Consider the following 25,811-nt stretch of genomic DNA (forward strand, 5'->3'; position numbering starts at 1 on the left):
AGGCATTCTCCCTCACAGTTGTTGTTCGCTGATCATACTATTCGAACCCTTACTTAAGAAACAACAAAAATCAAAGATTCCTTCAATTTCTTTAAAGGCACTTATTAAAAATAGTGATTTTTCAAAAAAATAGCTAAAAAAGCCTTCAAATCCAACAACTTAGTGGAATTTTTGACTTTTTTTCAAATTTTTCCAATCGCAACCTCCTTCAGAGGCGAGTCCGCGAAAAGTCTTGCTGATCGGATTTCTGCCTTCAAAGGATAGCTGTCAAACAGCATCAGCAGAGCAAAGAGATCGCACAGATTTTAAACATTCCGGAGGGGCGGTACTCACTATGGATACCGGCAAAGGAATTTAAAGCAGGGCTTACTCCACTTTCGCGGAGTAAACCCTACTTATATCGTTATTTACTGCTACTCTCCATGCATCCAGTTGTTTTGGAGTTTTCCGATTTCAAACTTATTTCTGAACACTGGATGTGTTGGTTAACAAAGCTTGTGCATCCCTGAGCAGATATTTCGCTGCTTCGGCATCAATGTGCTTCCCGCTTTGGGCGTTCACTTCATTCACAAAGCTGTTCAAGTTGTTTTTTTCCAATTTAGCCTGCAGGCTGTTGGCAATTCCGGCATTATCAATCCCATTATTGTTGGTAAACTGTGTTGCCAATGCCTTGAGGGAATTGATGCTGGCTACCGTCTGGAAATGAACAGTTATGCTCACCTGATTGCCGGCCAAGTCGCTGGAGGAGGCAACAAGGGTGTGTGTACCTAGCGACAAAGTATATAGCGGGATCGTCTTTCCTAACTGGAAAGAATACGTATCGAGCGTCACCGTCGTCTTGCTGCCGTCGATTCCCGACAAGTTGTCGGTCAAAGCAATCTGAGGCGTTAAATCCCCGGAATCCTCGTAAATTTCACCGTCCCCAGGCACGGTCACCGCGATTGCCGGAGCAGTCGAATCGTGGTTGAAGCTGATACTCTTTACAACTTCAACATTTCCTGCTTTGTCCGTCGAACGATAGCTGATGGCAACCGTCCCGTCTTGATCAAACGATAGCGGTGATGTGTAAGGCTGCCACGTGGTCCCGCCATCCAGACTATACATCGTACCGGCAACACCGGACAACTGGTCATAAACATTCAAAGTAACGGTTACCGGATGCACATACCATCCAGCGGAGCCATCCGAGACAGACGGCGTTAACGCTGCTTTAGTCTCTGGAGCCGTCTTGTCAATGCTAGTGGGTACCGTATGCGCTTGTTCCACATTGCCTGCCTTGTCTACACTCCAATAAACAAGCTTATGAAGTCCCTCTGTCGACAATACGGCAGAGGTTCCCGTTTGCTCAGCGCCATCGTCTACAATGTAATGGGTATCGGCAACTCCCGAGCCGATGTCGCTTGCGCTTAAGATAACCGTAATATCTTGATTGGCCCAGCCGCTTGGCGCATTGTCCGTAGTCAATGGCGGTTGTTTATCCGCTACTCTGTAGACGGCTTTTGCTTTTATTGCCGTTCCTTCGACTGTGCCGTTAACGGTAAAAACTCCCACATTCGCTACCATATCTACAGCAATAGGGGCCCATGCAACGTCAACTAATCCAGTTGTTCCATCGTTGTATACAGCCTCGATCTGTGCAGGCAGTGATGGTATTTCACCTATGCTCGTATCCATAGTAACCGACTTGTAATCCACGATTTCCTTTACAAATTCTTTCACTTCGAAGACATTAATCTCCGCAGCCGATGCATAACCGCCGACGCCCGCTGTTGCTTCGAGCTTGACATAGGATGCATTCGCAGGTGTAAAAGTTGCGAATTTCTCCGAACTGTCGTTTGCCCAAGTTCCGCTTGCAACCTTGGCAAAGTTCACTCCATTCGTACTTACATAAACGTTATAGCCCGTAATAATTCCGTTGCTGCCTCCTGATTGCCTTGGCAAATAGGCGATTTTATTGATATTGTAGGTTCCTCCAAGGTTTAAGGTAATCGATTGGGGGAGAACGTCGGATTTATTCCACTTTGTATGCCAGATCGTTCCTGGATTTCCGTCAATCGCCATTGAGGCTGCGTTGTTGTCGCCAGCCGTTTCCTGACTTGTCGCCGTTGCCGTCATTTGTGACTGAGGAACAGTATTAACAACTACATTTAATGTCATAGGACGGCTTATAACGGTCACTCCGTCTAAAGTAACCTTTGCAGCAACAGTTGCATTAAACCCAGTACCAAGTTCGCCTTTAGCAATAATCGTATTGCTGCCTTCAACAACAGATAACCTTGCATCGCTAAATTGATATTCTACAGCAGCCCTTGATAAATCAGCGCTTTCTCCTGTACTTAATAAGCCATTTATTGTGGCAACGATTGGATTGTTGAGTTTAATTGTATTTTTGTTCAGAGTTAAGTCAATTTTACTTAAATAGGGAGACGCAACTAATTTTCCTGACTGATCAACAAAAAGATAAGTAACCTCTTCAATAGAACGTCCGCCTATTGTTACTCTTATGTGGATCTTTGCCATACCTTTTGAAACAGCGGTCAGCAGGTTTGAATCGCCCACCGTAATCACGCCCTGGTTTTCACTTGTTACCGTGATCACCGCATCTTTCATATCAATCGGTGCACCCGCACCCGTAAAAGCCTTAACGTCATATTTACCTGTAGCAGCATCAACCGGCTTAAACTCATATTCGAAGCGATCAAATAAATTGGACGTATCCAATCCGTTTATTGCCACTTCAAGCAAATCCATCGTTGACCCGTTTGAACCGCCATCAAATAATAATTTAACGTATTGAGCTTCCGTGTTTAATGCGTATTGGTCATAGAATCCAAAATTAGCAGTACCCGTCGGCCCGTTAACGGTTTTGACATCAGTCCATGCCACGCCATCAGCGCTAGTTTGAATTTTTATTGTTTTAGGCGTATTGATATATTTTTGATCGAAAGAATTGAAGTTAAGATTGATATTGGCAATCTGAGTCTTTGTCGGCAGCTTAAACTGAATCCATGCCTTTTCATTTGCAGGTACCGACCATTTGGATTGATCAAAATGAATGCCGTCAATTGTTTTTCCATCAACTAAACGACTTACTGCTTCTTGATTATGACTAGTTGTAATTTCAGAGGTTCCTGCAAGATTTTGGTATGGCAACAGGTCCATGAATATTTTATTTGTTGTAAATGTTTTGCCGTCTAACGTTACGTCAGCCCAAACGACTCCCCTTGTAGGTTGTTCTACGAAAGGCGCTATAATTTCATTTTTGTTGAAAGTAAATCCATTTGTTTCTCTGATCGATACAGGCTTATAATTGTCACCCGCTTTTAAATCAACAACACCGCCGTGCCATTGAATTTGTGCCGCATCAAGCCCTATTGCTCCGCCTTTCGATGATCTGCCTTCGATTTGATAGCTGAGTTTTTCTAGTGTACCAACCTCGCCGTAAGCTTCTTTTCCATCCACGAGTAAAGTTGCGCCAATCATGTTTTCCCCAACATAAATTTTGCCGTCTCTAGCTGTTACTTTTAATGTATCCTGTTTCGTTACACCTTCATAAGTTCCGCTAACTGTGATCGATGTTGTTCCGTTTGATACCGAAGTTACGATTCCATTCGCATTAACTGCCGCTATTTCAGGATTCTCACTATTGTAGGTTAAATCTGAAAGCTTGGCTTTAAGCGCCGGAAATGTCATATATCCCTCAGTGTTTATTTGGAGTGATGAAGGTGTCAACTGCTCACCCGTTACTTTGACATTAGTAAGCTTATATTTGCGTTCAGAATTGTCCGTTACAATCTTGATGATTGTGTCAATCTGATCCTCCTGGACATTAGCAAGATTGACGGTCAGACTATCTCCATTTTGTACAAAAGAAGTGACAGGAATATCCTCGTTCAACCAGGTTACGGATGTCACCTTATCTTTAATCGGACGAATGGTTAAAGACTTTCCAGGAATAGAATCAAACCCTTTTTTGCTGTCAGGCCCTTTCATAATATGAAGATAAACATTGTTGTCTCTATACGTTGCGTATCCCCATTGCGGACCTGTAGTACTGTTAGCTAAAGCAAATTTCTCATAATTGCCTTTTCCATCATCTTCGTAGCCATAGCCTGAGAGGAAATATGGCATTGTACCCGTTGTAGACTCATGTCTTTCCGGTTTTCCTGCAGGTGCAAACCATTTCACAAAACTTTCTCTCACATCAATGTATTCCTGCTCTGCTTTAGGATATCTTGTCGCAATTTCCTCAGGGGAGTTCCAATTGGGCCCGCGACTATCTACAGGCGTCTGATCATTATTATCCACATAGCCTCTGCCGGCATTCATAATCATTTCTTTGGCAACTTGCCTGTAGTCATCTCGTTTACCGTAATATGGAGATAAGGCATTTTTGGTGTGTATCATTTTCCATGGTTCCATAATCGTACGTTTTAAAAGATGATTTGCAGTGCCATTAGCGTAAATTCCAGATGCTTCTTCGGTTCTTAAATCAGGGTCTCCATACTCTGCCCCCCATGCATTGGAGTTTACGATAATTTCATCGCTAAAATTGCGTATAACGCTGTATATAACATCAAAATTTTGATTTGGTATACCTTGCGGCCCATCAAAATAAATATACGCAGGCGCATACCGTTCAATCAAATCAGACACATTCTGCACAAAGAGGTCGGTTGTGTAAACTTGTACCCCGCCGCCATAATATAGCCCAAACTTCATTCCATGACGCTTTACTGCCAGTTCAAACTGTTTCAACCCATCTACTACCTTACCGTTAGCATCCTTCGGAAGATAGATATGCCTTTCATTTTTTGGATCCGCGAATTTAGACGGCCAGAAATAAGCTTGTTGTACCGATTCAATCGATACCAATGAATGCCCTTGAGCTTTTGCTCTTTCAGCCCATAAATCAGCAGAGAAATTCGGGTCTACAAAGTAACTGTAAATGGGGATCGCATGACTTAAAGCGCCCACTCGCCCTTCTTCAAACCATTTATTGGGACGTTCTTTTACTGTAATTGTCATATTCTTTCTAGCCGTATTCCCATTATTGTCAGTTACTTGCACAGTAAAGTTATAGTCTCCTGGTACGGCGTTAATACTGATTATACCTTTGCTGCTATTTAAATCGACATTTCCATTCACTAATCCGTCTGCGATTGTGCCATCAGCATTTAATGCCAAGCCATCAGGCAATTTGCCCTCTGCGATACTCCAAGTATAACCAGGTGCTCCCCCACTCGCCATAAATTGAAATGCCGATGCCGCAACACCGTATTTATTGCTGGCCTTCGATTTATTCCATACATACGGCCATTCCTTGTAGCCAACCGGCATATTTTGGGTTGGAAGCGGAGTTGTAATGGCATCCTCGGTTGATAGTCCTTGTGTTACAATTTCTAGAGCCGCAGCCTCGCCTTTAACCGAAGGAACAAGTCCACTTATTTTATTGCCATTTTGATCTGCGACTCTTCCATAGAAACCAAGGTAAGCAACATTTTGATCTAATGGTGTCGGGACATTGTTTGAATTAACATCTTCTGTAAACGTATGCTTGATTTGAATCATCAGTTTATTCCAGCCCTGTTTTAACAGAATCGCTTGTTTTGTCAAATCCTTTTGCACCTCAACAGGTGTGGACGGTGTCGTTACAGCCTTATCGTTAACATAAAGTCGATATGAACCGCTTGCGCCTACATTAAAATACGCTTGCTGTTCTACTGGGCTGTATATGTATGTGTGAGCGTATACATATTTGTTTTTAGTATCGATGCCTTTTTTCACAGCATAATAACCATATAGATCTTGATAATCATCGTAGTTTCTGTTATAAATGCGATCATCGAAATATTCCCATTTATGACTTTCGTTATTCAAGCTTAACGGATCGCCGATTGCGGGAGCGATCGTAGCAGCGCCAGAACTAGATCCGGTTGCCGGCTTGTTATTTACCTCTATTTCTGAGATTCCGGTGATGTTTGGATAAGGTGTTCGTCCTTTATCGATTTCAACCTTCACTTCAACTACATTCTTCAACTCGGATTGCATAGCATACACGGTTGGTGCGGATGGGCTGGAAGATGTACTATCAACCTTTCCGGATTCTATTTTGCTGCCGTCTACAAGAGTGAAAGTAAGATGGTACCAATTGTTTATGTGACGCGAATCGCCCCATTGCGCTATTTTGACTTCATTAATAGCAATAGGCTCCCTCCATTTCAGATTCACCCATGGTGCAAAATCATTTTCTGTCACCCACTGACTACTTGTGCTTCCATTAATTAAATTTGAAACAGGGTTTACTGCAAGAGTTGACGATGATGCTGTTATTTCTGATGCCAACGGCGCGTATTTTACGGTTTCCCCCACTTCAGTTCCATAAATTTTGTCCACTACCGGCGAATCAAATGGACCCGATACCAACCATGAGTTAATAAACGGGGCATTACCCGCCACTTGCTGCGCTGCTACTTTATTATTGGGAAAAGCAAACATCGATGTGACGATCATTGCTGTTGCTAAAGCCACTGAAGTTATTTTTTTGAATTTATTTACCATTCTTTTCTTTCCTCCTTTTATAAATTCCCAATCGATTCTCAATTCCTCTTTTCAACGTTTTACCATCAAAATGGCGGATCGCCAGCGATCCTCTAAAAAAAAGTAAGATCATAACACCGATGCCGAGTTTTTGGATGGATACGCTTTCAATTGGTTCCAGAATCGGAAACTTCACCATTACGCAAAGCAGAAGGGAAAGCGAGGATCATTCACATAACTGCTCTGAACCTGCTTTCCCTCCCTTAATAAATCCCGCTAAAAGCTAGCGCTTGTCATTCTTTGCTTTATGCTTACTTGCCATTCAGCTTTTTCCATTCGTTGATCTGTTTCTGCTTCTCGGCGATAATATCGTCGGCTCCGGCATTCTTCAATTTTTTTATGAAATCATCATAATATTTGTCAGGATCTGCCGTGCCCGAATCGAGCGCATATAGAAGTTCTTTCAAAGTCGCGTCAACGTTGGCCATTTGGGTTTTAACCGGCTCCGTGTTAAATACAAATCCCATCACAGGCGATACCATTGCTGTCTTATCAGCTTTATAAATGATGCCGAGAGACTTTTCACGCGATTCGACATCGGTGTTCTGATCCCACAGCATCCTGCCGTAAGACTGTCCGATTTCCCATTCAGACCAGTTAAAATTGTATTGGTCCTTAATCATGTCAATTTTCTTTTCGCCAATCTTTTTGTAATCTTTCCCATCTTGACCGAAAGCCAGGAGATGGAATAGCTCGTCATTCGTATTCAGCAATTCGATTAGTTGAACCGCCTTTTCTGGATGCTTCGAGTTGGCGCCTACAGCAACTAATGCAGTTGAAGGCGTATTGGCAGAGATAAACGGCTCAGTAAACCTCTTGTTGTAACTGTAAACCTTGTCATCCGGCGGCGCCATAGACATGAAAGTAGAGGAGCCAAGCTCTGGCATGTCAACTTGGTCAGGATACGGGTTGGCATATAACGCGGCAACTCGTTTGGCTTTTCTGTCCGGTACATAATCCTTCATTGTCGCGGCATCTTTCTTAATGTAGCCTTTTTGATACCAGCTTCTGAACAATTTAAGATAATCCTTATACTCCTGAGTTTCGTATTGATTAATTACCTTGATATCTTTATCGTTATACCGAACCCAGCCGGGAATTTTATTATCTCCCACAGAATCCATGCCATAAACGACGGACATATCCGCAAAATTGTCTTGCTGATTGCTGTATTCCCAAGGGATCATTTCAGGTTCGCCTTTTTTCACAGATTCCAGAAATGGCGTCAGATCCTCCCATTTCTTTGCCGATTTCCAATCGAACTGGTACTTATCGACCAAATCTTTTCGAAGCTGCACCCCTCTGGCTCCGGCCATCCCCCATACCTGGTAATTAATGGAGCCATATATTTTACCATTCACTTTAACGCCTTGCCAAATATTCTCGGGCACTCTCGACTTGGTCGTTGGCGCATACTTATCCAGAAGAGCGGTGATATCCTTGAAAGCTCCTTTAGAAGCATTCTGGAAATAGTTCAATTCTCCAAAACTTCCTGTAAAGGCGAGGTCAAACGGTTCACCCGAGGTAATCATCAGATTAACTTTTTGCGGATACGTGCTCCAGTCGGTAATAACAAGCTTTAAAGTTGCGTTAATTTTTTCTTTAATGATCTTATTTGCCGCTTCCATAATTCGATCCATGTCTTTAACAGGTGAATTAGCAATATAAAATGTCAACTCCACCGGCTGTTCATTCTGTTGTCCTTTAACCTGGGCTGTCTGGCTCGGTGACACTTCCGGTTTTTTACCCGTATCTGTTCCGCATCCGGCGAGCGCAAGGGGCACTATAAGGGATAAAGCTATTGTTGATGCAATTTTCTTTTTCTGTTTAAGCATGTTTGTCCTCCTTTTTTTCTGGTCCGCGAATTTGACTTTCTAACACAATCCATACAAAACAATTCGAGAAGTTAACGTTAGGCGCCTCATCTCCCCCTATATAGAAACGCACAGAACTATTGACTGCAATTTCACAATAATAGATTACGATGATCTTTAATACAGAAAAAAATATAGTTTCCTTTGATAATTTACAATTGTAATCCTCAAAAAAATATACATTTCATTAAAATGTAATTTTATTCGTTCTACCTTAAATCAAAATAGAAATTAAAGAAAACATTAATTTTTATAGAGTCTAATAGCGAATTATTAAAGGAAAATATGCTTTTTTCTGTTTTATGATTTTCTTTGATCGGCTATTGTGGAATTGTGTCCAAATATACAAGTTTTTAGTAAGGAGGAGTGGGTAAATGAATAATAATGTGCCAGCCGCAACTGCGGTAAAGAATGGTTTCAAAAAGGTCGGCACCGTGCATCGGCAAGGTTTTTTAAAGGAAATTTTCAGACGTTGGCCGTTTTACGTCATGGCGCTGCCAGGATTGCTTTATTTCATCATATTTAGCTACTTGCCAATGTTCGGGGCGGTGATCGCTTTCAAGGACTATAATCCGGTAAAGGGAGTATGGGGCAGCAAATGGATCGGGTTTAAAAATTTCGAGTTTTTTTTCAAGTCCGATGCGGTATGGAGGGTTACGTTTAATACAATTTTTTACAACTTGATTATCATGCTGATGGTAACCATGATATCCGTTGTTTTCGCCATTTTGTTGCAGGAAACCGGAAGCCGGTTACGGACAGCGCTTTATAAAAGCGTGATGTTGCTTCCGTTTTTCCTATCTTGGGTAGTAGGGGAGTATATTGTGTACGCCTTGCTTAGCCCTGATCAGGGGGTAATGAACGGGATTCGAAGAACACTAGGATTAGAAGAGATACAATGGTATGGTGAACCGCTATACTGGCGTTTTATAATGCCGTTGGCATTTATTTTAAAGTCAGTAGGCTATACTTCGGTTGTTTATGTTGCGGCTTTACTGGGAATATCGTCGGATTATTATGAAGCCGCTGAAATCGACGGGGCGAACAAGTGGCAGAAGGCAAGGTACATTACGATTCCATTATTATTACCCGTTGTAATAATCCTTTTACTCCTCTCGCTTGGGAAGATTTTCAATGGCGGGCTTGGCGATTGGGGCGCATTTTACAATCTGCCCCGGGAATCGGGAATTTTGTTTTCGACGACCGATGTTATCGATACTTACGTTTTCAGATCATTGCGCACTGTAAACGATATCGGTATGTCAGCTGCAGTTGGACTGTATCAAGCAGTTGTTGGATTTGTGTTGGTGCTATTTACTAACTTTCTGGTCAAAAAATATGATTCGGATAGCTCGCTATTCTAGCGTACTAATTTGAGGAGCGTGTAAAAGTGAAAATGATATCCTTCACAGGATGGAATGTAGTACCGAAGATTCTGATCAATTTAATGTTTGCCGTATATAGTGCTATGTGCCTTATACCTATTTTACTGGTGCTGTCCACTTCCTTTTCAGAAGAAAAATCACTCGTGACCGACGGATTTCACCTGATACCGAAACTATTCAGTCTTATAGGTTACCAGTATGTATTCTCCGGCACTTCAACCATTTTGAATGCTTACAAGGTTACAATCCTCGTCACAGTCGTTGGCACATGTCTTCATTTATTTGTGACCTCGCTGATGTCCTATGCTATTTCCAGGAATGAAGTCAAATACAGGAATCAGATAGCGTTCCTTGTGTTCTTTACAATTCTGTTCAACGGTGGATTGGCTCCATACTACATTCTGATAACCAGATATCTCCACTTGAAGGATACATTTTTTGTTCTAATCGTCGTGATGCTTGTATCTCCGGTACATGTGATGATCATGCGCAACTTTTTCAAAACGCTGCCTGACGCAATCATTGAATCGGCGAGGATTGACGGCTCGGGGGAATTCATGACTTATTTCCGGATTGTACTCCCTCTGTCTACGCCTGTTCTTGCGACTATCGGGTTGTTTATTTCTGTCGCTTATTGGAACGACTGGTTCACCTGCTCGTTGTTTATAGAGAACAATAAACTTTATAATCTTCAATATTTGCTTCAGTCCTTAATGACGAACATTCAAATGCTGCTAAGCAACCAAAACGCTTCTAGATCCATTGAACAATCGATTGGTATGCTTCCGGGAGAAAGTGCAAGAATGGCTACCTGTGTACTATCTATTGGACCGATCATATTAGCGTACCCCCTTTTGCAAAAATATTTTGTTAAAGGACTGACTCTTGGAGCGGTAAAATCATAGAAGGAAGTATCGTTATCTAAATAAAAAAAAACCGTCAGGGACGATTGAAAGTGCACCCTTTTATAATGGACATTGGAAACCCCCCTGGGTAAACCGATCACCCTGACGGTCCTTTTGCGTGTAAACCCATACTTTTGTGCACGGGGAGGGATGGATGCGGGGTCCACCGCAAAGCGCCTTTCCACCCCCCCCTCCTCTGTTCTACAAGATGGCTCCATTATTATTCGCCGGGGGTCATCTTTTTTAATGTCCATTGATAACGATTGCTACTTCGATAAAATGAGTTCAAAGTGCCCAAAGTAAGCTTTAACCACAGTTAACTTGGCAACTTCGATTTCGATGAGCTATCGTGATCACCAATGTTGTAGATTCTGCAACAATTCACATGCCAAAAGGCTATTTTGCTAGTAAAAGTTGTAGTTTGTACAACAATTCGAACCCATTTGTCGCAAAATCTCCTGTTTGGGGCTAAATTGTTGTACATTATGCAACATCGAAGGGATATGAGGTGGATTCTACAAAAAATACAGCAATTCTAACCAAAAGTAGCTCTACCTCCTCTAAAAAGGGGGAATTACTGCAAAATAAGGTATCTATGTTCGCGAGTATAGTGGATATAAGCTGCTAATCTAGGTTGACGAGGAACTAGGAGCCTCTATTTCTGTGATTATGCCGTTACAGGGCCGGTAAGCGGAACGTGAGTGCGCTATTTTGACGTTTTACCAGTTTTTACTTCAAAATGCGGGAAATAGAGGATCCTCGTTCCGCCAAAACGTGAAATACGAGTTTTTGAGCAATATAAGGCATGTACGTTCCGCGAGCATAGTGTAGTGCCGGGTAGAACAGATAACTACAATCGATACACCGAAATAAAGCCAGCAGCTACGTTTCCAAAAAAATAGAAAGGGTGTACCTCTAGCTCTACCTCGAAACTAATACTTTCTACGAACAAAGTCACCCTACGAGTGAATAAACATTTCTAGCCGACGGTTCATCCAACCCTCGGCTTTTCCTTTCTTACCATTGTTCCATTATCACGGTAACTCTTCTTTCTTCGCCGCCTGTAATTTACATTATTCAGTCCATCAAAAAATGCATTTTTCTACAAATTGTATAGTTATTTATATATCTTAAAAACTCTGTGAAGGATAAAACCAAGGTCTTGGAGAAGTGAGAAGTACAATAAACTATTATCTTTAAGGAGGTTAACTTCACCATGGCATTCCCTCTCAAATCTCCTCGCAAGACCTTATTTGCAAAAATGTTGTTAACTCTTACAGTAACGGTTACTTTATTGATTATAGGACTATCGTCGCTTCTCTATCGAAATTTCTTCACGGCTTCTTTGGATAATATCAACCGAATGAATACTTCTATCCTGTCTCAAACCAGCTTCAGCATGAAGTACATGGATACTTTGGTTAGCAAATTTACAAGTACCGTTATCATGAGTCCTTATACATCCGTTCTACTGCATGATCCGGATAACGATATGGTTAAGCTCGGAGCAGCTTTCCGCAACCTTAATAGCCTTTCAGTTCCGCACGATTATGTGCACTCCGTATATACGATCAATCTCGCTTTGAACCGTATCGTTTCCACAGAGACGGGCAATTTTTATACAAAAGAAGATTTCTACGATCAAGACATTATATCATTGTTGCAAACGGTGAACAAAGACTCACTTGCCGAAATGCCTATTGCCAGAAAAATTCCAAAACCCCAATCCGCAACAGTTTCGGAATTAGCTAATGTGTACACCTATATCGTGCTCGACAGTCTGGAAACGAATCCATCCTCTCGCAATGCGACGGTCATTAATATCAAAGCAAGTGTACTTCGGGATTTGATTGCTTCATTGAATGCCAAAATGTCAAGCTCCGGCAACGAAATTATCGTGATTGATTCCAAAGGAACGATTGTAAACCATACATCAGAAAGCATGTTTCTGCATAGCGCGAAACAAGAATCGTATATCCAGACTTTACTTGCAGCTGATCAAGAATCGGGGAGCTTTAAGACGAACCTGAACGGTCAAGATTATCAAGTTACCTTTGTTTCATCCGATAAACCAAAATGGAAATTTATTAGTTTGACTTCATACACAACATTTATTGGCGCAGTTGATTCAATCAAAACCTCTACGCTTTGGATATGCCTAACGATCCTAGGTCTCGGTTTATTTTTCTCGTTCATCATGTCAAGATCGCTTTATATTCCTGTCGGCAGACTTGTAGAGACTGTTAAAGAACATCTCACAAGCGCTCATCATAAGGATCATCCGACAAATGACATCTTTTTTCTGCAAAACGTTTTCAAAGAAATGATTACGAAAAATAATGAATGGGAAAACAAACAAAGAGAACATCTGGCTCCCTTAAAAAACAAGTGGCTGCAAGATATACTGTTTGGTATCCGGTACGTTGATCAAGAAGCGTTGCAGGTTTCTCAAAAAGAGCTTGGCATACATTTGAATCTAAATGGCCCACTCAGGTTGTTACTACTTCGCCTGGACAACTATCGCGATTTCCTCGACCTATATAATGAAAAAGACCGTTGGCTCTTAAAGTTCGGCATTGCTAACATCGTTAATGAAATCGTGTCAGAGGAATATAAACTAGAGACCATTTTTCTGGAAAACGATCAGCTTCTGTTGCTGTTGGAAATCAGCCCCTCAGAGAATGTTGAATCTACAGAATGTGCCTTAAAGGGGCTTATCGAATTAGCACAAAAAGCTGTAAACCAGTACCTGAAACTCTCGTTTTCCACAACTCTAAGCATCCCTGTCTATTCCTACTTGCAACTCAATGAGTCTTATTCCGATACATTGGCACTATCTTCGTATCGGATCATCGCAGGTCACGGCAGCTTCCTGATTCCAACTTTTCGAAGTTCGATCAAGGATACACTAATTTCCTTTCCTGAGAGTAAGGCCAAATTGCTGCTTGACTCCTTGAAATTGGGCCATTTGGATAAGGCCAAGGAAGCGTATTCCGACTTTATTAGCCAACTTTCCGGAACGACTTATGAAAACTTGCTTTCATCCATTATGCAGCTCAGCTTCATGTTGAGAACAACCTTTAACATCATTTTGGAAAGTCATGAATTTCGAAAATCAGAACTATTTCAGATTGTTTTCAGAAATATTGAGCAGTTTGAAACCATTGAAGAAATTCATGAAACCTTTTCATCCCTATTTTCCGAAATCATTCGCGTCATGGAACAAAATAAACATAATAAACACAATTCGATTATTTCAAGAATCATAAAGGTGATCGAGGAACAATACCGTGATAATAACTTAAATCTACGTATTATCTCCGACGAGTTTCAAATGTCAAACGTTTATTTAGGAAAATTATTCAAAGATGCGACAGGTAAGTCCGTTTCAGAGTATATTACCGACGTGCGAATGAATCATGTCAAACAACTGCTGGACAACAGCAATCTTTCAACCAAGCAAATTTTAGATCAATGCGGTTTGGAAGAGACAAACTATTTTTATACCATTTTCAAAAAACGTTTCGGCGTATCGTTGTCTCAATATAAGATTGATAAAAACAAACCGTGAGCTGGCCTACTCCAGAAGACAATATCCTAAACAACAAAAAGGTATACTCTCCTCGAAACAAGAGGAGGAATACCTTTTTTAAAGTCTGCTATACCGCAATCTGGACTTCATTAGTTTCGGGGTCCCCGCAAAGTAATCGGAACGAAGGCATACGTCATTTTGTGGGGTAAACTATAGATTCCCGCGGCAAGTCGTTAATTTTGCGTACACGATAAAAAACACCATCATCTCTCCGATGATTGCATAATTAGGTACATGAAAAACCAAGTCCAACGCCATAAAACATCCAATTATTCCTAATAATATCCCCAAATGATAGTGTTTCAGGCGTAGGTGTTTGTGTCTATATCGGTGAAAAACCAATGATGTAGAAACAAAATAAAGCAGTACGGATCCAAAAATAAAACCCAACATGAATGGATAATTAAGTTGTTCCTTAAATAACAATTGGATCGAGGCAGCTATCGTACTCATGGATAAATAAATGAAAAGATGGCCATAAATAATCGTTTGGCCGGCAGTTTGTATGTCTTTGCTCACTTTCCTTTCAATATTATCGAAATATTGCCACCACATGGCAATAACTAATATACATGTAAATGAGGCAAACAAAATGGATGGCAAGGTCCAATCACTTGACTGCAAAACAGCAAGTATACTGATCACGGATTCACCAAGAAGAATAAGTGTAAACAATGCGAAGCGTTCCAATAAATGAAGGGTGTGTATGGGGGTTTTCACCAGGTACCGCCGCCCGATTAGCGGCAGCAAAATATCTACAGCAATTCCCGCATACAGAATCGCGTAACGGATCCATGAATCAAAGAATAGTGAGCAAGTAGATATCAATATTCCAATCCAAAAGCGAGTCCCCAAGTATAGAGCAGTCTTTTGTTGATTTGTGCCTGTTGCTTTGTGTACCGTAAGATATTGAATAGCTGTCAGTGCTCTCGAACCAATATAGCCAACAAAGAAGTGAATATAGAAGTGATCAAAATTAACGGATAGGCTTGCAGTCATAATTAAAACAAAGAATAGTTGTAGGAACATGAAGATCCTATGAGTTACGATATCTTGGCCAAAACGATTATTAAAGAGAGTTTGTCCCACCCACGCCCACCAGATTGGAATAAAAATTAAAACAAATTTGGTTAAGTATTCAATGGAAATGGTCCCATGATCAGCATACAGTAAGACGTGGTTCGCTTTTGATACGGCTGCTACAAAAAGCAGATCGTAAAAAAGCTCCAACCAGGTTACCTTTTTCTCAACCATAACTTCAAAACTCCCTTTAGCAATTTCACTTATTTACTAGATAAGCCGCAACTTCAGCTAACCGTGAAGCATAACCCCATTCGTTATCGTACCATGTTGCAACGGATAGGAGTTCTCCCTGTACTTGTGTCAATGGAAGGTCAATAATGGAGGAATGGGAATCGCCGACGATACGAGAAGAGGCCCATTCGCCTTCTAAAACATTCAAGACTCCCTTCAACTGACCGTCTGTTGCGGCAAGGCGAAAAATATCGTTTACCTGTTGTACCGTACACGGCTTTTCCGTAACAAGGTTTAATTCAGCAATACTTCCCGTACGAGTTGGAATTCGGTATGCCTTACCTGTAATCTGTAGATCGTTCCATATGAATTTAAGGGCTCTTGCAGCCCCAGATGAAGAAGGAATGATATTTTCCGCAGCGGCCCATGAATCCCTTCGATCCTTCATAGGCTGATCCGTTAGCGATTGCGTGTTTGTATAGGAATGGACGGTCGAGAATAGACCATACTTGATCCCGAAGTTTTCTTTTACGATTTTGACAACTGGAGCCAATGCATTGGTCGTACAGCTCGCCATACTAATGATCTTGTGCTTTTCCGGATCGAAACTATCCAGATTTATCCCTTTAAGCAAAACAGCATCGCAATCTTCAAGGCTCTTGCTGGGTCCACTAACCAGTACTCTATTTGCACCGCGATCCAAATGGACTTGTGCAATAGCACGGGTAACAGCTCGGCCAGTACAGTCGATGACCAGTTCCACATCCAAGGCCTTCCAATCCGGAACTTCTTTGGACGAATTGATAAACTGAATTTCCCGTCCGCCGATTACCATAAGGCCATCCCGTCCTGAGACATCTTCGGACCAGCGTTTATAGTTGGTATCCACTTCGAAAAGAGCGGCAAGCGTCGCTTCATCCTTAATATCTGAAATTGAAACCGGAACGAAAAGTTGATCCTGCAAAGCGACTCTTAATAATTGCCTTCCAATGCGCCCAAATCCATATATCGCTATTCTGCCCATCTTTTACCTCCATTGAAAATGAATTATACTTTTCTCAGTCATCCATGCTCTATATGCCAAATTCAATATCTTATTTCAATAACACGTCATCATACTCTTTATGTTGGTCAAATTGACTTTTGGCGAAAGGACATAGCGGCATAATCTTTAACCTTTCCTTCCGGGCAAATTCGACTACTCGCCTAACTAATTCTTGTCCTACTCCTTGACCTCGTAAATGATCGGAAACAAACGTGTGATCTACGATGATGATTTCATTGCCGGATGGAACATAATGTAATTCTGCATCTCTTTTATCCTGTTCTCCTACATAAAAACTGTTCGCAGCTTTATTAATTTCAATCATATTGTTACTCCATATCTTTTCTTATATATTGCAAAGCACCGCTTGGGCATTTATCAATAAGATCTGCAATTTTGTCAGCCGTTTCTTCATCTGCATGAATCCATGGTTTCTTATTAACGTTGAACACTCCTGGTAACCCTCTCACACAATTTGCCGAATGGGCGCATCTTCCAGAGTGAAAAATAACATCAATATCTTTCCCTTTATAGATTTTGAATTCTTCACTTTTCATTACTCTGACTCCATCACACGTATTTGGATTGGTGATAAACCTTTTTCGATTTCTGCACGGTTAGCCTCAAACCATTCCGGAAGCATCAGTTTTTCACCTAATACATCGGATTGCTCATCCACTGCAAAACCTGGTGGATCCGTGGCGATTTCAAACAGTATGCCGCCTTCTTCACGAAAGTAAATCGCATTGAAATATTGTCGATCGATAATGTCTGTGATTTGAAGGCCATGTTGCTCTACATGAGTTCTCCATGAAGCATGATCTTCATCATCCTTTGCGCGCCATGCAATATGATGAACTGTACCGGCTCCACTTATGCCCCACTCCATCGCCGCAATGTTAACATCAATAATATTACCAATACTCCCCTTGGATTTATAGCGAATAAAGTCTCCTTCTTGTTCAACCTTTTGAAGACCTAAGACCTGCTCTAGGACATTCATCGTTTTTTCGGGAGCGGTACTATACAAGACAGCCCCACCAAAACCTTTGATAGCTTTATTTGTTGAAACACCACCGAACGACCACTGACTCAAATCTCCTTCCTCGCGCTCTACAATCTCTAGCTGTAAACCATCATGATCTGAAAATGTTAAGTAATTCTCCTCAAACCTCGTCTTTATAGAATAAGGAACCTTAAGGCTTTCTAGGCGCTCTTTCCAAAAATCGAGTGCACCTAAAGGAACGACATATGTTGTTATACCGACTTGTCCTCCACCAATACGGCCTTTACGACCCAATTCATATGGAAAGAACGTGATTATGGTGCCTGGATTACCTGCTTCATTACCGAAATACAAATGGTAAACTTCCGGAGCGTCAAAATTGATTGTTTTTTTTACAAGTCTTAGACCCAGGACCCCTGCATAAAAGTCCACATTTTTTTGCGCATTATTTACAAAAGCCGTTATATGGTGAATTCCTTCTGTTTGTTTTTCCACTTTGCATACACTCCTCGCATGATCTTTAACTGCTTATGTCCTATCATATTGGAATTATTGTTTATGAACAATTCTATTATTTCTATATCATGTATAGCCTTAAACTATATCTTCAGGGGCTGAACTCATATAAGCAATATCTATACGATATATAGACAGATTCATATTGATAGTTGCCTATCACAGCTTATAAGATGAATGATAAGTAATAGGATAATTCCCGGCCGGATGAATTGTTCTTTCTAACATTAATAAGGGGGAAATTCTATGGGAGTACGTTTTTTAAAAATGGCAGTCGTTTATATTTTGGTTGGTATTAGCATCGGTATTTACATGGGTACAACACTTAACTTTGCATTAACAAGCGTACACGCTCATGCAAATCTTTTCGGGTGGGCAACATTGGCTCTTTGCGGATTTACGTATCTTCGTTTTCCCAAAGCAGCAGAATCTCCTCTAGCTAAGTGGCACTTCTGGTTGCAAGGCATCGGCCTACCCATCATGCTTATTACCCTCACCTTAATGGCCAATGGCTACGCTCCGGATTGGATTACAACGTTAAAACGTATTGGAGAATCAGTAGCTGGAATAGGTATCTTGATTTTTGCGATCAATGTTTTTACTAACGTGAAAACAAATGACCTAGCAGAACATAAATAATCCCATGAAAAATCTAAAAAAAAGGGGGAAGTATTTTGATTAACGAACCATTGTCCAAATCGTCAAACTACTCACTCATGACTGGTATCCTTTTCTGGTGTTCATTAGTTGTAGTATCGTGTGTGTATTTAACGATTCCATTAATTACAATTATTGCAGACGCCTTCAAGGTATCTTCTTCTCAAGCTGCTTGGGCCGGCAGTGCCTTTTCGTTTGCTTTTGCAGGTGGAGGTCTGTTCTTTGGAGTTTTATCTGATCGTTTTGGACGAAAAAAAATGATGTTGTCAGGGTTGCTATTGCTCACTGTAATAACTCCCCTAATTGGGAGTGTCAGCAGCTTTTCTTGGCTTGTTGCCCTCAGGGCCATCCAAGGTTTAGCAGCGTCCATGTTCCCTCCGTCTGTCTTGGCCTACGCAATGGAAATGTTTCCGATTAAAAAAAGAGTAACCATAATTGGGTTCATCAGTACCGCGTTTTTAATGGCCACTATCGTTGGACAAATATATAGCAGCTTTATTGTTTTGAACTTTAGTTTCTCTTATGTTTTCTATCTTCTTTTTGCAGTTTATTTAATATCCTTTATCTTAATTACCTTTTTTATTCCAAACGACAAATCAAAACCGGATGGCAGCTTCTTTTCTCCCTTTTTGCGAATAGGCGATATTTTTAAACGGAAGGGCTTGCCTCTTTGCTACATCATTTCTGCTACACTTTTTGTTGCGCTTGTCGGATTTTTTACTACTCTTGGAAGTTATTTAAGCAGTTCGCTCTTTGGATTAAGTCATCAAGATATTCTATGGGTCCGTGCGGTTGGTATTATCGGAATGCTAGTAGCACCGTTTGATGGAAGATTGGTTGCGAAATTTGGAGTCAAAAACGTTTTATGGTGTGGATTGATCTTTGCTGGAATCGGCTTGGGCTTGTTAGTATCGATGAGCGTTGTGTTTATTACGGGAATTGCTATGGCTCTTCCCGCATTGATCTCACTAATTGGTCACATTGCGGGGGAGATCCGGGCGATCGCGGTTTCGTTCCACATGTTTATGGTGTTCATAGGTGCATCACTTGGGCCGATTCTATCAATTTATCTGATAAATCACGGAGGCTATTTACTCTCTTTTGAAGTATTAGCTGGATTGTTGTGTTTGAGCTTGATTGTCCCCTTTTTTATTCGTTTAGAAGAACCACGCAGTTATTCGGCATCATCCCAAAACGAGATCAACGCGAACTCAGAGAATTGATTTGGGTTCGTATGGCGGGATGTATACGATCCGTCAAAAAGAGCAGTTCCTCACAGCAAATGATAGCTGGGGAACTGCTCTTTTTTTGCTATTGACTCTTGGGCAACAAGCGCCGCTTCATCTTGCACAGGCCAGTTACATTTTTGACTCTCTCTCACATTTTAAGGAAAAGACCTGCAAGAAAAGCAGCTTTTTAAGGCCGCTCTCTTCAGGTCTTCCAGCTTAATGACTAGGCTTGCTTCAACAATCGTCGTTTTCTCAGACATGATTTTGTTCTCCTTTGAAATTTATTGGGTGTTATTTGCGGCTTAACCAAAGTTGTATCCAAGGTATCAACCGTTGTCCTAAAAACATACCAAAGAGACCCAGCAATCCCAAAAAAGGCGGCGCCGGAGAAGGGATCTTAAGCGATTGAAAAACAACGCCAATGGCAATACCAGCAGCTAAAGCGAGAAATATTGAACCCCACATACTTATTTTCCTCCTTCAATCATTCGCCTTCTATATCAGTCTATAATGTCAGGATTCTTTCGATCAATAAGGCTTTCTCTATAACAGCCATAGGAATCACTTATACATTATTGCAATAATATTTTTAAAGTATATAGTTTTTGTCTATGGGTAATATAGAAAAATGAAGATTGTTCGTCTGTTAGCATTTCAATAGACTTATTACATGCAGCAGGTTTTCAAATTTGTGGATCTGTTGTAATCATCTATAGAAAGTAGGGATTTTGGTATGTTTAACGGCAAGACTGATTTACTTACAGCTGACAACTCCGCTATTATTCTAGTAGACCATCAGCCTCAAATGCTTTTTGGCGTACAAAGCGCCGATCGCCAAACGATCATTAACAATACGGTTGGACTTGCTAAAGCAGCTAAAGTTTTCAATGCACCTATTATTCTTACAACGGTTGCTGCAGAATCGTTTTCTGGTCCTATTCATCCGCATATTCAAGCTGTATTCCCTGATCAAAAACCAATTGACCGAACAACAATGAACTCCTGGGAAGACGAAAACTTCGTGGAAGCTGTGAAGAAAACAGGTCGCAAGAAGCTGATTATGGCAGCTCTGTGGACAGAAGTTTGTCTTGCTTTCCCGGTAGTTTCAGCCATCAAAGATGGATATGAAGTATACATCGTAACGGATGCTTCAGGCGGGACAACGACGGAAGCGCATAACATGTCCGTTCAACGCATGATTCAAGCAGGAGCCATTCCTGTGACTTGGCTGGCTGTTCTTCTTGAGTATCAGCGCGATTGGGCACGTCAAGAAACGTATGATGCCGTTCTGGAGATTGCTTTGCAACACAGTGGCGCCTACGGTGCGGGTATTGTTTATGCTCAAACGATGTTTGGCGGTCATGGAGGGTAATCTATTCATCCCAAATAAGGCAGTCAATTAATTTTGACTGTCTTAGCTTGCGGAATATGCCTAATGTGAGTCTACAAAACCAATTCGAAAGGAAATATGCAACATGGCTAAATTAACAGTCGGAACAGAAAACGGGCAACCCATTGAATTATATTTTGAGGATCTTGGCGCAGGCAAACCTGTCGTTTTGATCCATGGCTGGCCGCTGAGCGGGCGCTCGTGGGAGAGTCAGGTTCCAGCGCTCATCGATGCAGGTTACCGTGTGATTACGTATGACCGCCGCGGATTCGGACAATCCTCCCAACCGTGGACCGGTTACGACTATGATACGTTTGCGACGGATCTCCATAAGCTGATCGAATATCTGGATCTTAAGGACGTGACACTGGTCGGATTTTCGATGGGTGGCGGAGAGGTTGCCCGTTACGTTGGCACATACGGAACAAGCCGTGTCAACAAAGCCGTGTTGGCTGCTGCAGTTCCGCCGTTCTTCTACAAATCCGCTGAGCATCCGGAAGGTGGTCTGGATGAAGGCACCATTCAGGGCTTCCAAGACGGTCTGAAAAAAGACCGCATCGCCTTCCTTGACGGCTTCACTCACAATTTCTTTAAAGCAGGGGATAGAACCGACCTTGTCAGCGAGTCCTTTCGTGTTTACAACCTTGATATTGCTACTTACGCTTCGCCAAAGGGGACACTGGATTGCGTTGATGCCTTCGGCCGGACGGATTTCCGCGGCGATTTGGCGAAATTTGATATTCCATTGCTTGTTATCCATGGCGATTCCGATGCGATTGTGCCGCTTGAGATAAGCGGTCAACTCTCCAATGAAGCTGTTCTAGGCAGTCAACTCGTCGTCATTGAAGGTGGGCCGCATGGTTTGAACGCGACTCACCCTGAACAATTCAATGCCGCTTTGATTAACTTCCTTAAAAGCTAAATGAATGAACAGACGCCGGGCATCACAAGAGTGTAGACTCTTGTGATGCCCGGCGTCTTTTTTGGTGTTCCGGAGCACGTTCTCCAAATGCCCCGCAAAACCCAGAACACTAAGGGTTTATCTCACTTTTACACGTGGATAAATGCATTTTCATGAGTCAGACTTTTTCAGTGGCCTCCCTGTGGTGGGGGTTACATGACGTTCACGTTTTTAGTTTCATTTCATAAAAGCCATCAATCTGAATTGTTTTTTCTTGTTTGTCTTTTGTCAGCACCTCTAAGGATGTAGTTCCATACCCTTGCAGGCGAATGGCAGCTTCACCCATGGATTCTTGGATGGAAATCACCTCTGTATCAAAATCCCGTGATAGGATACCAACTGATTCGGATAACGTTATGATATTGATCTTTTCACGCTCAACATTGATTTCAAATGTTTTGTTGTTCCATTTCAATGCAGCCTTGGCCATTTCTTTGTCACTCCACCAATCGATGTTTAGTAAGTAGATTACTCTTAGCCCATCTTCACGGTCAAACACGGTAAAGTTAACGGTATCATCACCAATAATATACCCTTTCTCGTACTCATCTTTGCAAGCTTCCTCTGCGGTTTGTTTTAAAACAAATTCGTATTCTTCTCGAATGGCTAGGTTGGCAGGATAGTGCAGTGAATTGATAAAGATAACTTTCCCTTTGCCTACAGCGTTTTGAATGATTAATGGTTTGCCTTGGTGTAATTTGACTACCGTTGCTGTATCTTGCAATGTAAGTTCCATGATTTTTTTAGGATTCTCAACATTTTCAGGAAAAGCATAATCTTTTATCCCCAATACCTTTTCCATTAAGCCCTTCTCGATGAAGCCGCTTGTTCCATTCAAAGCTTCTTCTCGATCTTTTGTGGTGAATAGATGAGCCCAAGTCAGAATGGCCGTGCCACCATTGTTGCAAAATTCAAGGAGCTTATGAAACTGTTGATCTGTAGCGGTATTAAAACCTAAGAATGCAAGCACTTTATATGTTTGAAAAACTTCTGGCTGAGCCTCTATGGGTAAAATATCAACCGTGCCATAGGGGGTTCTGGAATAAAATCCTTGTGGTTTGTTTTCGCATGGGTATCGATAAATAGCACCCAAAACAGAGTCCGGAAAGAAGACTTTTAGCAAATCCCAGCTTTCCTCCGCGTGGTTAAACTTCCATTCATCACCAATCGATCCCCATGCATTGGGTCTTGTAAAACATACCCAAGCATCATTATTGCCATGTAAAAAACCAAATGGGACAACCATTTTCGCGGGTCTTGTATGGGTGTTTGCAAAATGGGCAAAGTTTTTTTGCACTTGTAGATGCCCAAGGCAAGCCGGGGAAAATCGATCAAAAAATGCCAACTCACTTTCGATATGCCAAAGTCCTTCTTCTGTGTTGATGTGATTGATGTTATGTGTATAGCAAACAAATAAAGAAAGTTGATACCTTCTAAAACGTTCTTTTGTGTCATGAGGCAGTGTTGACCATTGAACGGCCAAATGCGCCAACAAATCTTTTTTGTTGTATGCAATTGCCGCTCCCCTCTGGGCAGCGATTATGATTTCGTGAGGGCCATACATCAATTCACTGCCTGCACTTTCTAAGCCGCCCTCGTAGAAATACTTGAATAGCGTGCTTGGACCCGAATGCCTTTTCACGCCGTTTAACGTATAACGAATGTTTTCAACCAATTGTTTGGCCCCCTCCTCCATGTCCGTTGGCTTCACAGGATTATAACCTGCAAAAACTCTATTTTGTGCATAAACAGGAGGTGTTACATATTTTCCATCTTCAATTTTATCTACAAACCGCTCAAAGAGCTCGTTAAAAAAAGCAAATTTTGCGCCCCGTCCTGTATTCCAATAATAGAAAGCACCGTCTCTTTCGTGTCCTTGATTTCCAATAAAATAGGGTCCTTTCAGCATTTCTTTCGTTGGGTTTGCATTCATACCTGGAAGCTCACGCCCATCAATTATGTGGCAATAATGATAGCGGTACTCCGTAAAGATTTTGACAAGGTACGCCCAAAAATCTTTGTTTAATTCCCTAGTTCCTGACCATCGATAAACGGGTCGTAAGGTTATAAAATTTCCCAAACGGTTGTTGATGTACCAACAAAAATACTCATCAAACTCTTCTATATTTTGACTAACATAAACGGCGTCTGAGGTTCCTATTAATACATTGTCGTCTTTTTTTTCTAATGTTCGTGTGATGGAAATGGTTTCTTCTTCCAATCCACAAGTTAATTTAATCTTGAAATTAGTTTGGTGGGCTGCAGCCATAAAATTGATTACGTTAAAACCCTTTTCACAAGAATGTTTCTTTTCAAAAATCAGGTTTTCATCGGCGCTAACGGTAACGGTAGATCGGTTTTTTAGGTAAACCAAAATCGGTATTTGTGTATGCAGCGGGATGCAATCATCGCAACCAACGATGGTTAAGTTTTTTGCCTCTTGATATAGCAAATATAAAGATTTAACACTGTAAGGGTGGGGCATAAAATAATCTGCTTGATTGGTAATGCTGATGGTGTTTTCACCTATTTTCAATAAATCCTTATCAATTTTAAATTCTTTTTCGGTAAACCGTAAACACCGTTGAAAAAATTCGCCGTCAAAGCAAATCTCATTGTTGATTCTAATTTTTAGGTTTGCCCATTCTTTTTGGGATAGATTCTCCCCAAACCAGTTCATTTCTTCATGATAGGGATCAGACATGGTAAATGGAGGCAAATAATTATAGTTGGGCTCACAGTAGAAATTGCCTTTAAAGCATGGGTCTTCTAGGTAAAGATCCCCAAGGCATCCTTTTACTTGGATATAAACCAAAATGGAGGCCACATTATCCTCTAAAACAAAATCTCTTTCAATCTTTTGCCAAGGGTAAGTTCCTTCTTCGATAGGAATGATAATCACTTCATCGGGGTCTAAACTGATGGAAGTCCTGTCTACCCCTTCCTTTATCAACCGCTTTTCAAAAACAATTTCCAAATCAGCTGTGTTACTCTTGTTTAAATGCTCTGCCTTTGCATAGATAGAGAAGGTAAATTGATTTCCAGCGTGTTCAGGTTTTACGATTTTATAGTAGGCACGCTTTCGATAGGTTTCACCTTTTCCTTTTAAATGCAAACAAAACTGACTATGATGGGTCTCATTTGGACTCAGACAGTCATCAACCATTCGATATAAATAGGGGTACCCTCCCTCTGTCATCCAAGAGGGGTGCATAGCATATTCACCTTTTAACATGATTTTGAAATCATTCTTGGCGATAAAATCCAAATCATCAAGTATAAAATCACAATGCAAGGAATCTCCAGGTTTAATATTGGGTGATTCCGGATAGTCTTGAATGGCCAGTTTGCTAAACATACTTTCCTCCCTATTCAATTTAAGGAGCGTGAAAACATC

Annotated in this window: 16 protein-coding genes; 7 read left to right on the top strand and 9 right to left on the bottom strand. The window is 41.3% G+C overall.

Going from position 1 to position 25,811, the window contains the following annotated elements; all coding sequences use genetic code 11:
- Nucleotides 1-459: 459 nt before the first annotated feature.
- The gene (locus ASG93_RS06455; RefSeq protein ID WP_056830046.1) at nucleotides 460-6,561 is read right to left on the bottom strand and encodes an OmpL47-type beta-barrel domain-containing protein; all 6,102 of its coding nucleotides are present in this window, start codon (nucleotides 6,559-6,561) and stop codon (nucleotides 460-462) included.
- 290 nt (nucleotides 6,562-6,851) lie between these two features.
- Nucleotides 6,852-8,435, bottom strand: a complete 1,584-nt coding sequence (locus ASG93_RS06465; RefSeq protein WP_056830049.1) for an ABC transporter substrate-binding protein — start codon at nucleotides 8,433-8,435, stop codon at nucleotides 6,852-6,854.
- 413 nt (nucleotides 8,436-8,848) lie between these two features.
- Here ASG93_RS06465 and ASG93_RS06470 point away from each other — a divergent pair, with 413 nt between their 5' ends.
- The 3 genes from ASG93_RS06470 to ASG93_RS06480 all read left to right on the top strand — a co-directional run bounded on the left by ASG93_RS06470 (nucleotide 8,849) and on the right by ASG93_RS06480 (nucleotide 14,335).
- A complete protein-coding gene (locus tag ASG93_RS06470) occupies nucleotides 8,849-9,838 on the top strand; it encodes an ABC transporter permease (protein WP_082614741.1) in 990 nt (329 codons plus the stop codon).
- Between the two features lie 32 nt (nucleotides 9,839-9,870).
- Nucleotides 9,871-10,764, top strand: a complete 894-nt coding sequence (locus ASG93_RS06475) for a carbohydrate ABC transporter permease (protein WP_056830349.1) — start codon at nucleotides 9,871-9,873, stop codon at nucleotides 10,762-10,764.
- Nucleotides 10,765-11,980: 1,216 nt separating this feature from the next.
- A complete protein-coding gene (locus tag ASG93_RS06480; RefSeq protein ID WP_056830051.1) occupies nucleotides 11,981-14,335 on the top strand; it encodes a helix-turn-helix domain-containing protein in 2,355 nt (784 codons plus the stop codon).
- Between the two features lie 171 nt (nucleotides 14,336-14,506).
- Here ASG93_RS06480 and ASG93_RS06485 read toward each other — a convergent pair whose 3' ends face one another.
- From ASG93_RS06485 to ASG93_RS06505, 5 genes are all read right to left on the bottom strand, one after another.
- Complete coding sequence (locus tag ASG93_RS06485) at nucleotides 14,507-15,610, bottom strand: low temperature requirement protein A (protein ID WP_056830052.1); 1,104 nt, start codon at nucleotides 15,608-15,610, stop codon at nucleotides 14,507-14,509.
- A gap of 25 nt (nucleotides 15,611-15,635) precedes the next feature.
- Nucleotides 15,636-16,634 carry a type I glyceraldehyde-3-phosphate dehydrogenase gene (locus tag ASG93_RS06490; protein WP_056830054.1) on the bottom strand — a complete coding sequence of 333 codons (999 nt, stop codon included), beginning with the start codon at nucleotides 16,632-16,634 and terminating at the stop codon, nucleotides 15,636-15,638.
- Nucleotides 16,635-16,704: 70 nt separating this feature from the next.
- Complete coding sequence (locus ASG93_RS35850) at nucleotides 16,705-16,980, bottom strand: GNAT family N-acetyltransferase (RefSeq protein ID WP_082614742.1); 276 nt, start codon at nucleotides 16,978-16,980, stop codon at nucleotides 16,705-16,707.
- Nucleotides 16,981-16,984: 4 nt separating this feature from the next.
- Nucleotides 16,985-17,212 (bottom strand): (4Fe-4S)-binding protein, encoded by a 228-nt coding sequence (locus ASG93_RS35855; protein WP_056830056.1) that lies wholly within the window; start codon nucleotides 17,210-17,212, stop codon nucleotides 16,985-16,987.
- Nucleotides 17,212-18,156, bottom strand: a complete 945-nt coding sequence (locus ASG93_RS06505) for a ring-cleaving dioxygenase (RefSeq protein WP_056830058.1) — start codon at nucleotides 18,154-18,156, stop codon at nucleotides 17,212-17,214. Before ASG93_RS06505 ends, ASG93_RS35855 begins: the two co-directional genes overlap by 1 nt.
- 267 nt (nucleotides 18,157-18,423) lie before the next feature.
- On the opposite strand from ASG93_RS06505, the gene ASG93_RS06510 reads away from it, so the two are divergent.
- Nucleotides 18,424-18,816: a hypothetical protein gene (locus ASG93_RS06510; protein WP_056830060.1), complete on the top strand. Its 393-nt coding sequence runs from the start codon at nucleotides 18,424-18,426 to the stop codon at nucleotides 18,814-18,816.
- A 35-nt stretch (nucleotides 18,817-18,851) separates the two neighbouring features.
- On the top strand, nucleotides 18,852-20,057 hold the full coding sequence (locus ASG93_RS06515) for an MFS transporter (protein WP_056830062.1): 1,206 nt from the start codon (nucleotides 18,852-18,854) through the stop codon (nucleotides 20,055-20,057).
- A 297-nt stretch (nucleotides 20,058-20,354) separates the two neighbouring features.
- On the opposite strand, the gene ASG93_RS33890 is transcribed toward ASG93_RS06515, so the two are convergent.
- Nucleotides 20,355-20,528, bottom strand: a complete 174-nt coding sequence (locus ASG93_RS33890; RefSeq protein WP_082614743.1) for a XapX domain-containing protein — start codon at nucleotides 20,526-20,528, stop codon at nucleotides 20,355-20,357.
- 268 nt (nucleotides 20,529-20,796) lie between these two features.
- Between ASG93_RS33890 and ASG93_RS06520 the strand changes: the two genes are divergently transcribed.
- Complete coding sequence (locus ASG93_RS06520) at nucleotides 20,797-21,435, top strand: hydrolase (RefSeq protein WP_056830064.1); 639 nt, start codon at nucleotides 20,797-20,799, stop codon at nucleotides 21,433-21,435.
- Between the two features lie 103 nt (nucleotides 21,436-21,538).
- Nucleotides 21,539-22,375, top strand: a complete 837-nt coding sequence (locus tag ASG93_RS06525) for an alpha/beta fold hydrolase (RefSeq protein ID WP_056830066.1) — start codon at nucleotides 21,539-21,541, stop codon at nucleotides 22,373-22,375.
- Between the two features lie 202 nt (nucleotides 22,376-22,577).
- Here ASG93_RS06525 and ASG93_RS06530 read toward each other — a convergent pair whose 3' ends face one another.
- Nucleotides 22,578-25,772, bottom strand: a complete 3,195-nt coding sequence (locus tag ASG93_RS06530; protein ID WP_056830068.1) for a hypothetical protein — start codon at nucleotides 25,770-25,772, stop codon at nucleotides 22,578-22,580.
- Nucleotides 25,773-25,811 lie beyond the last annotated feature (39 nt).

The sequence above is a fragment of the Paenibacillus sp. Soil787 genome (assembly GCF_001429545.1).
In the GTDB taxonomy this organism is placed as follows: domain Bacteria; phylum Bacillota; class Bacilli; order Paenibacillales; family NBRC-103111; genus Paenibacillus_E.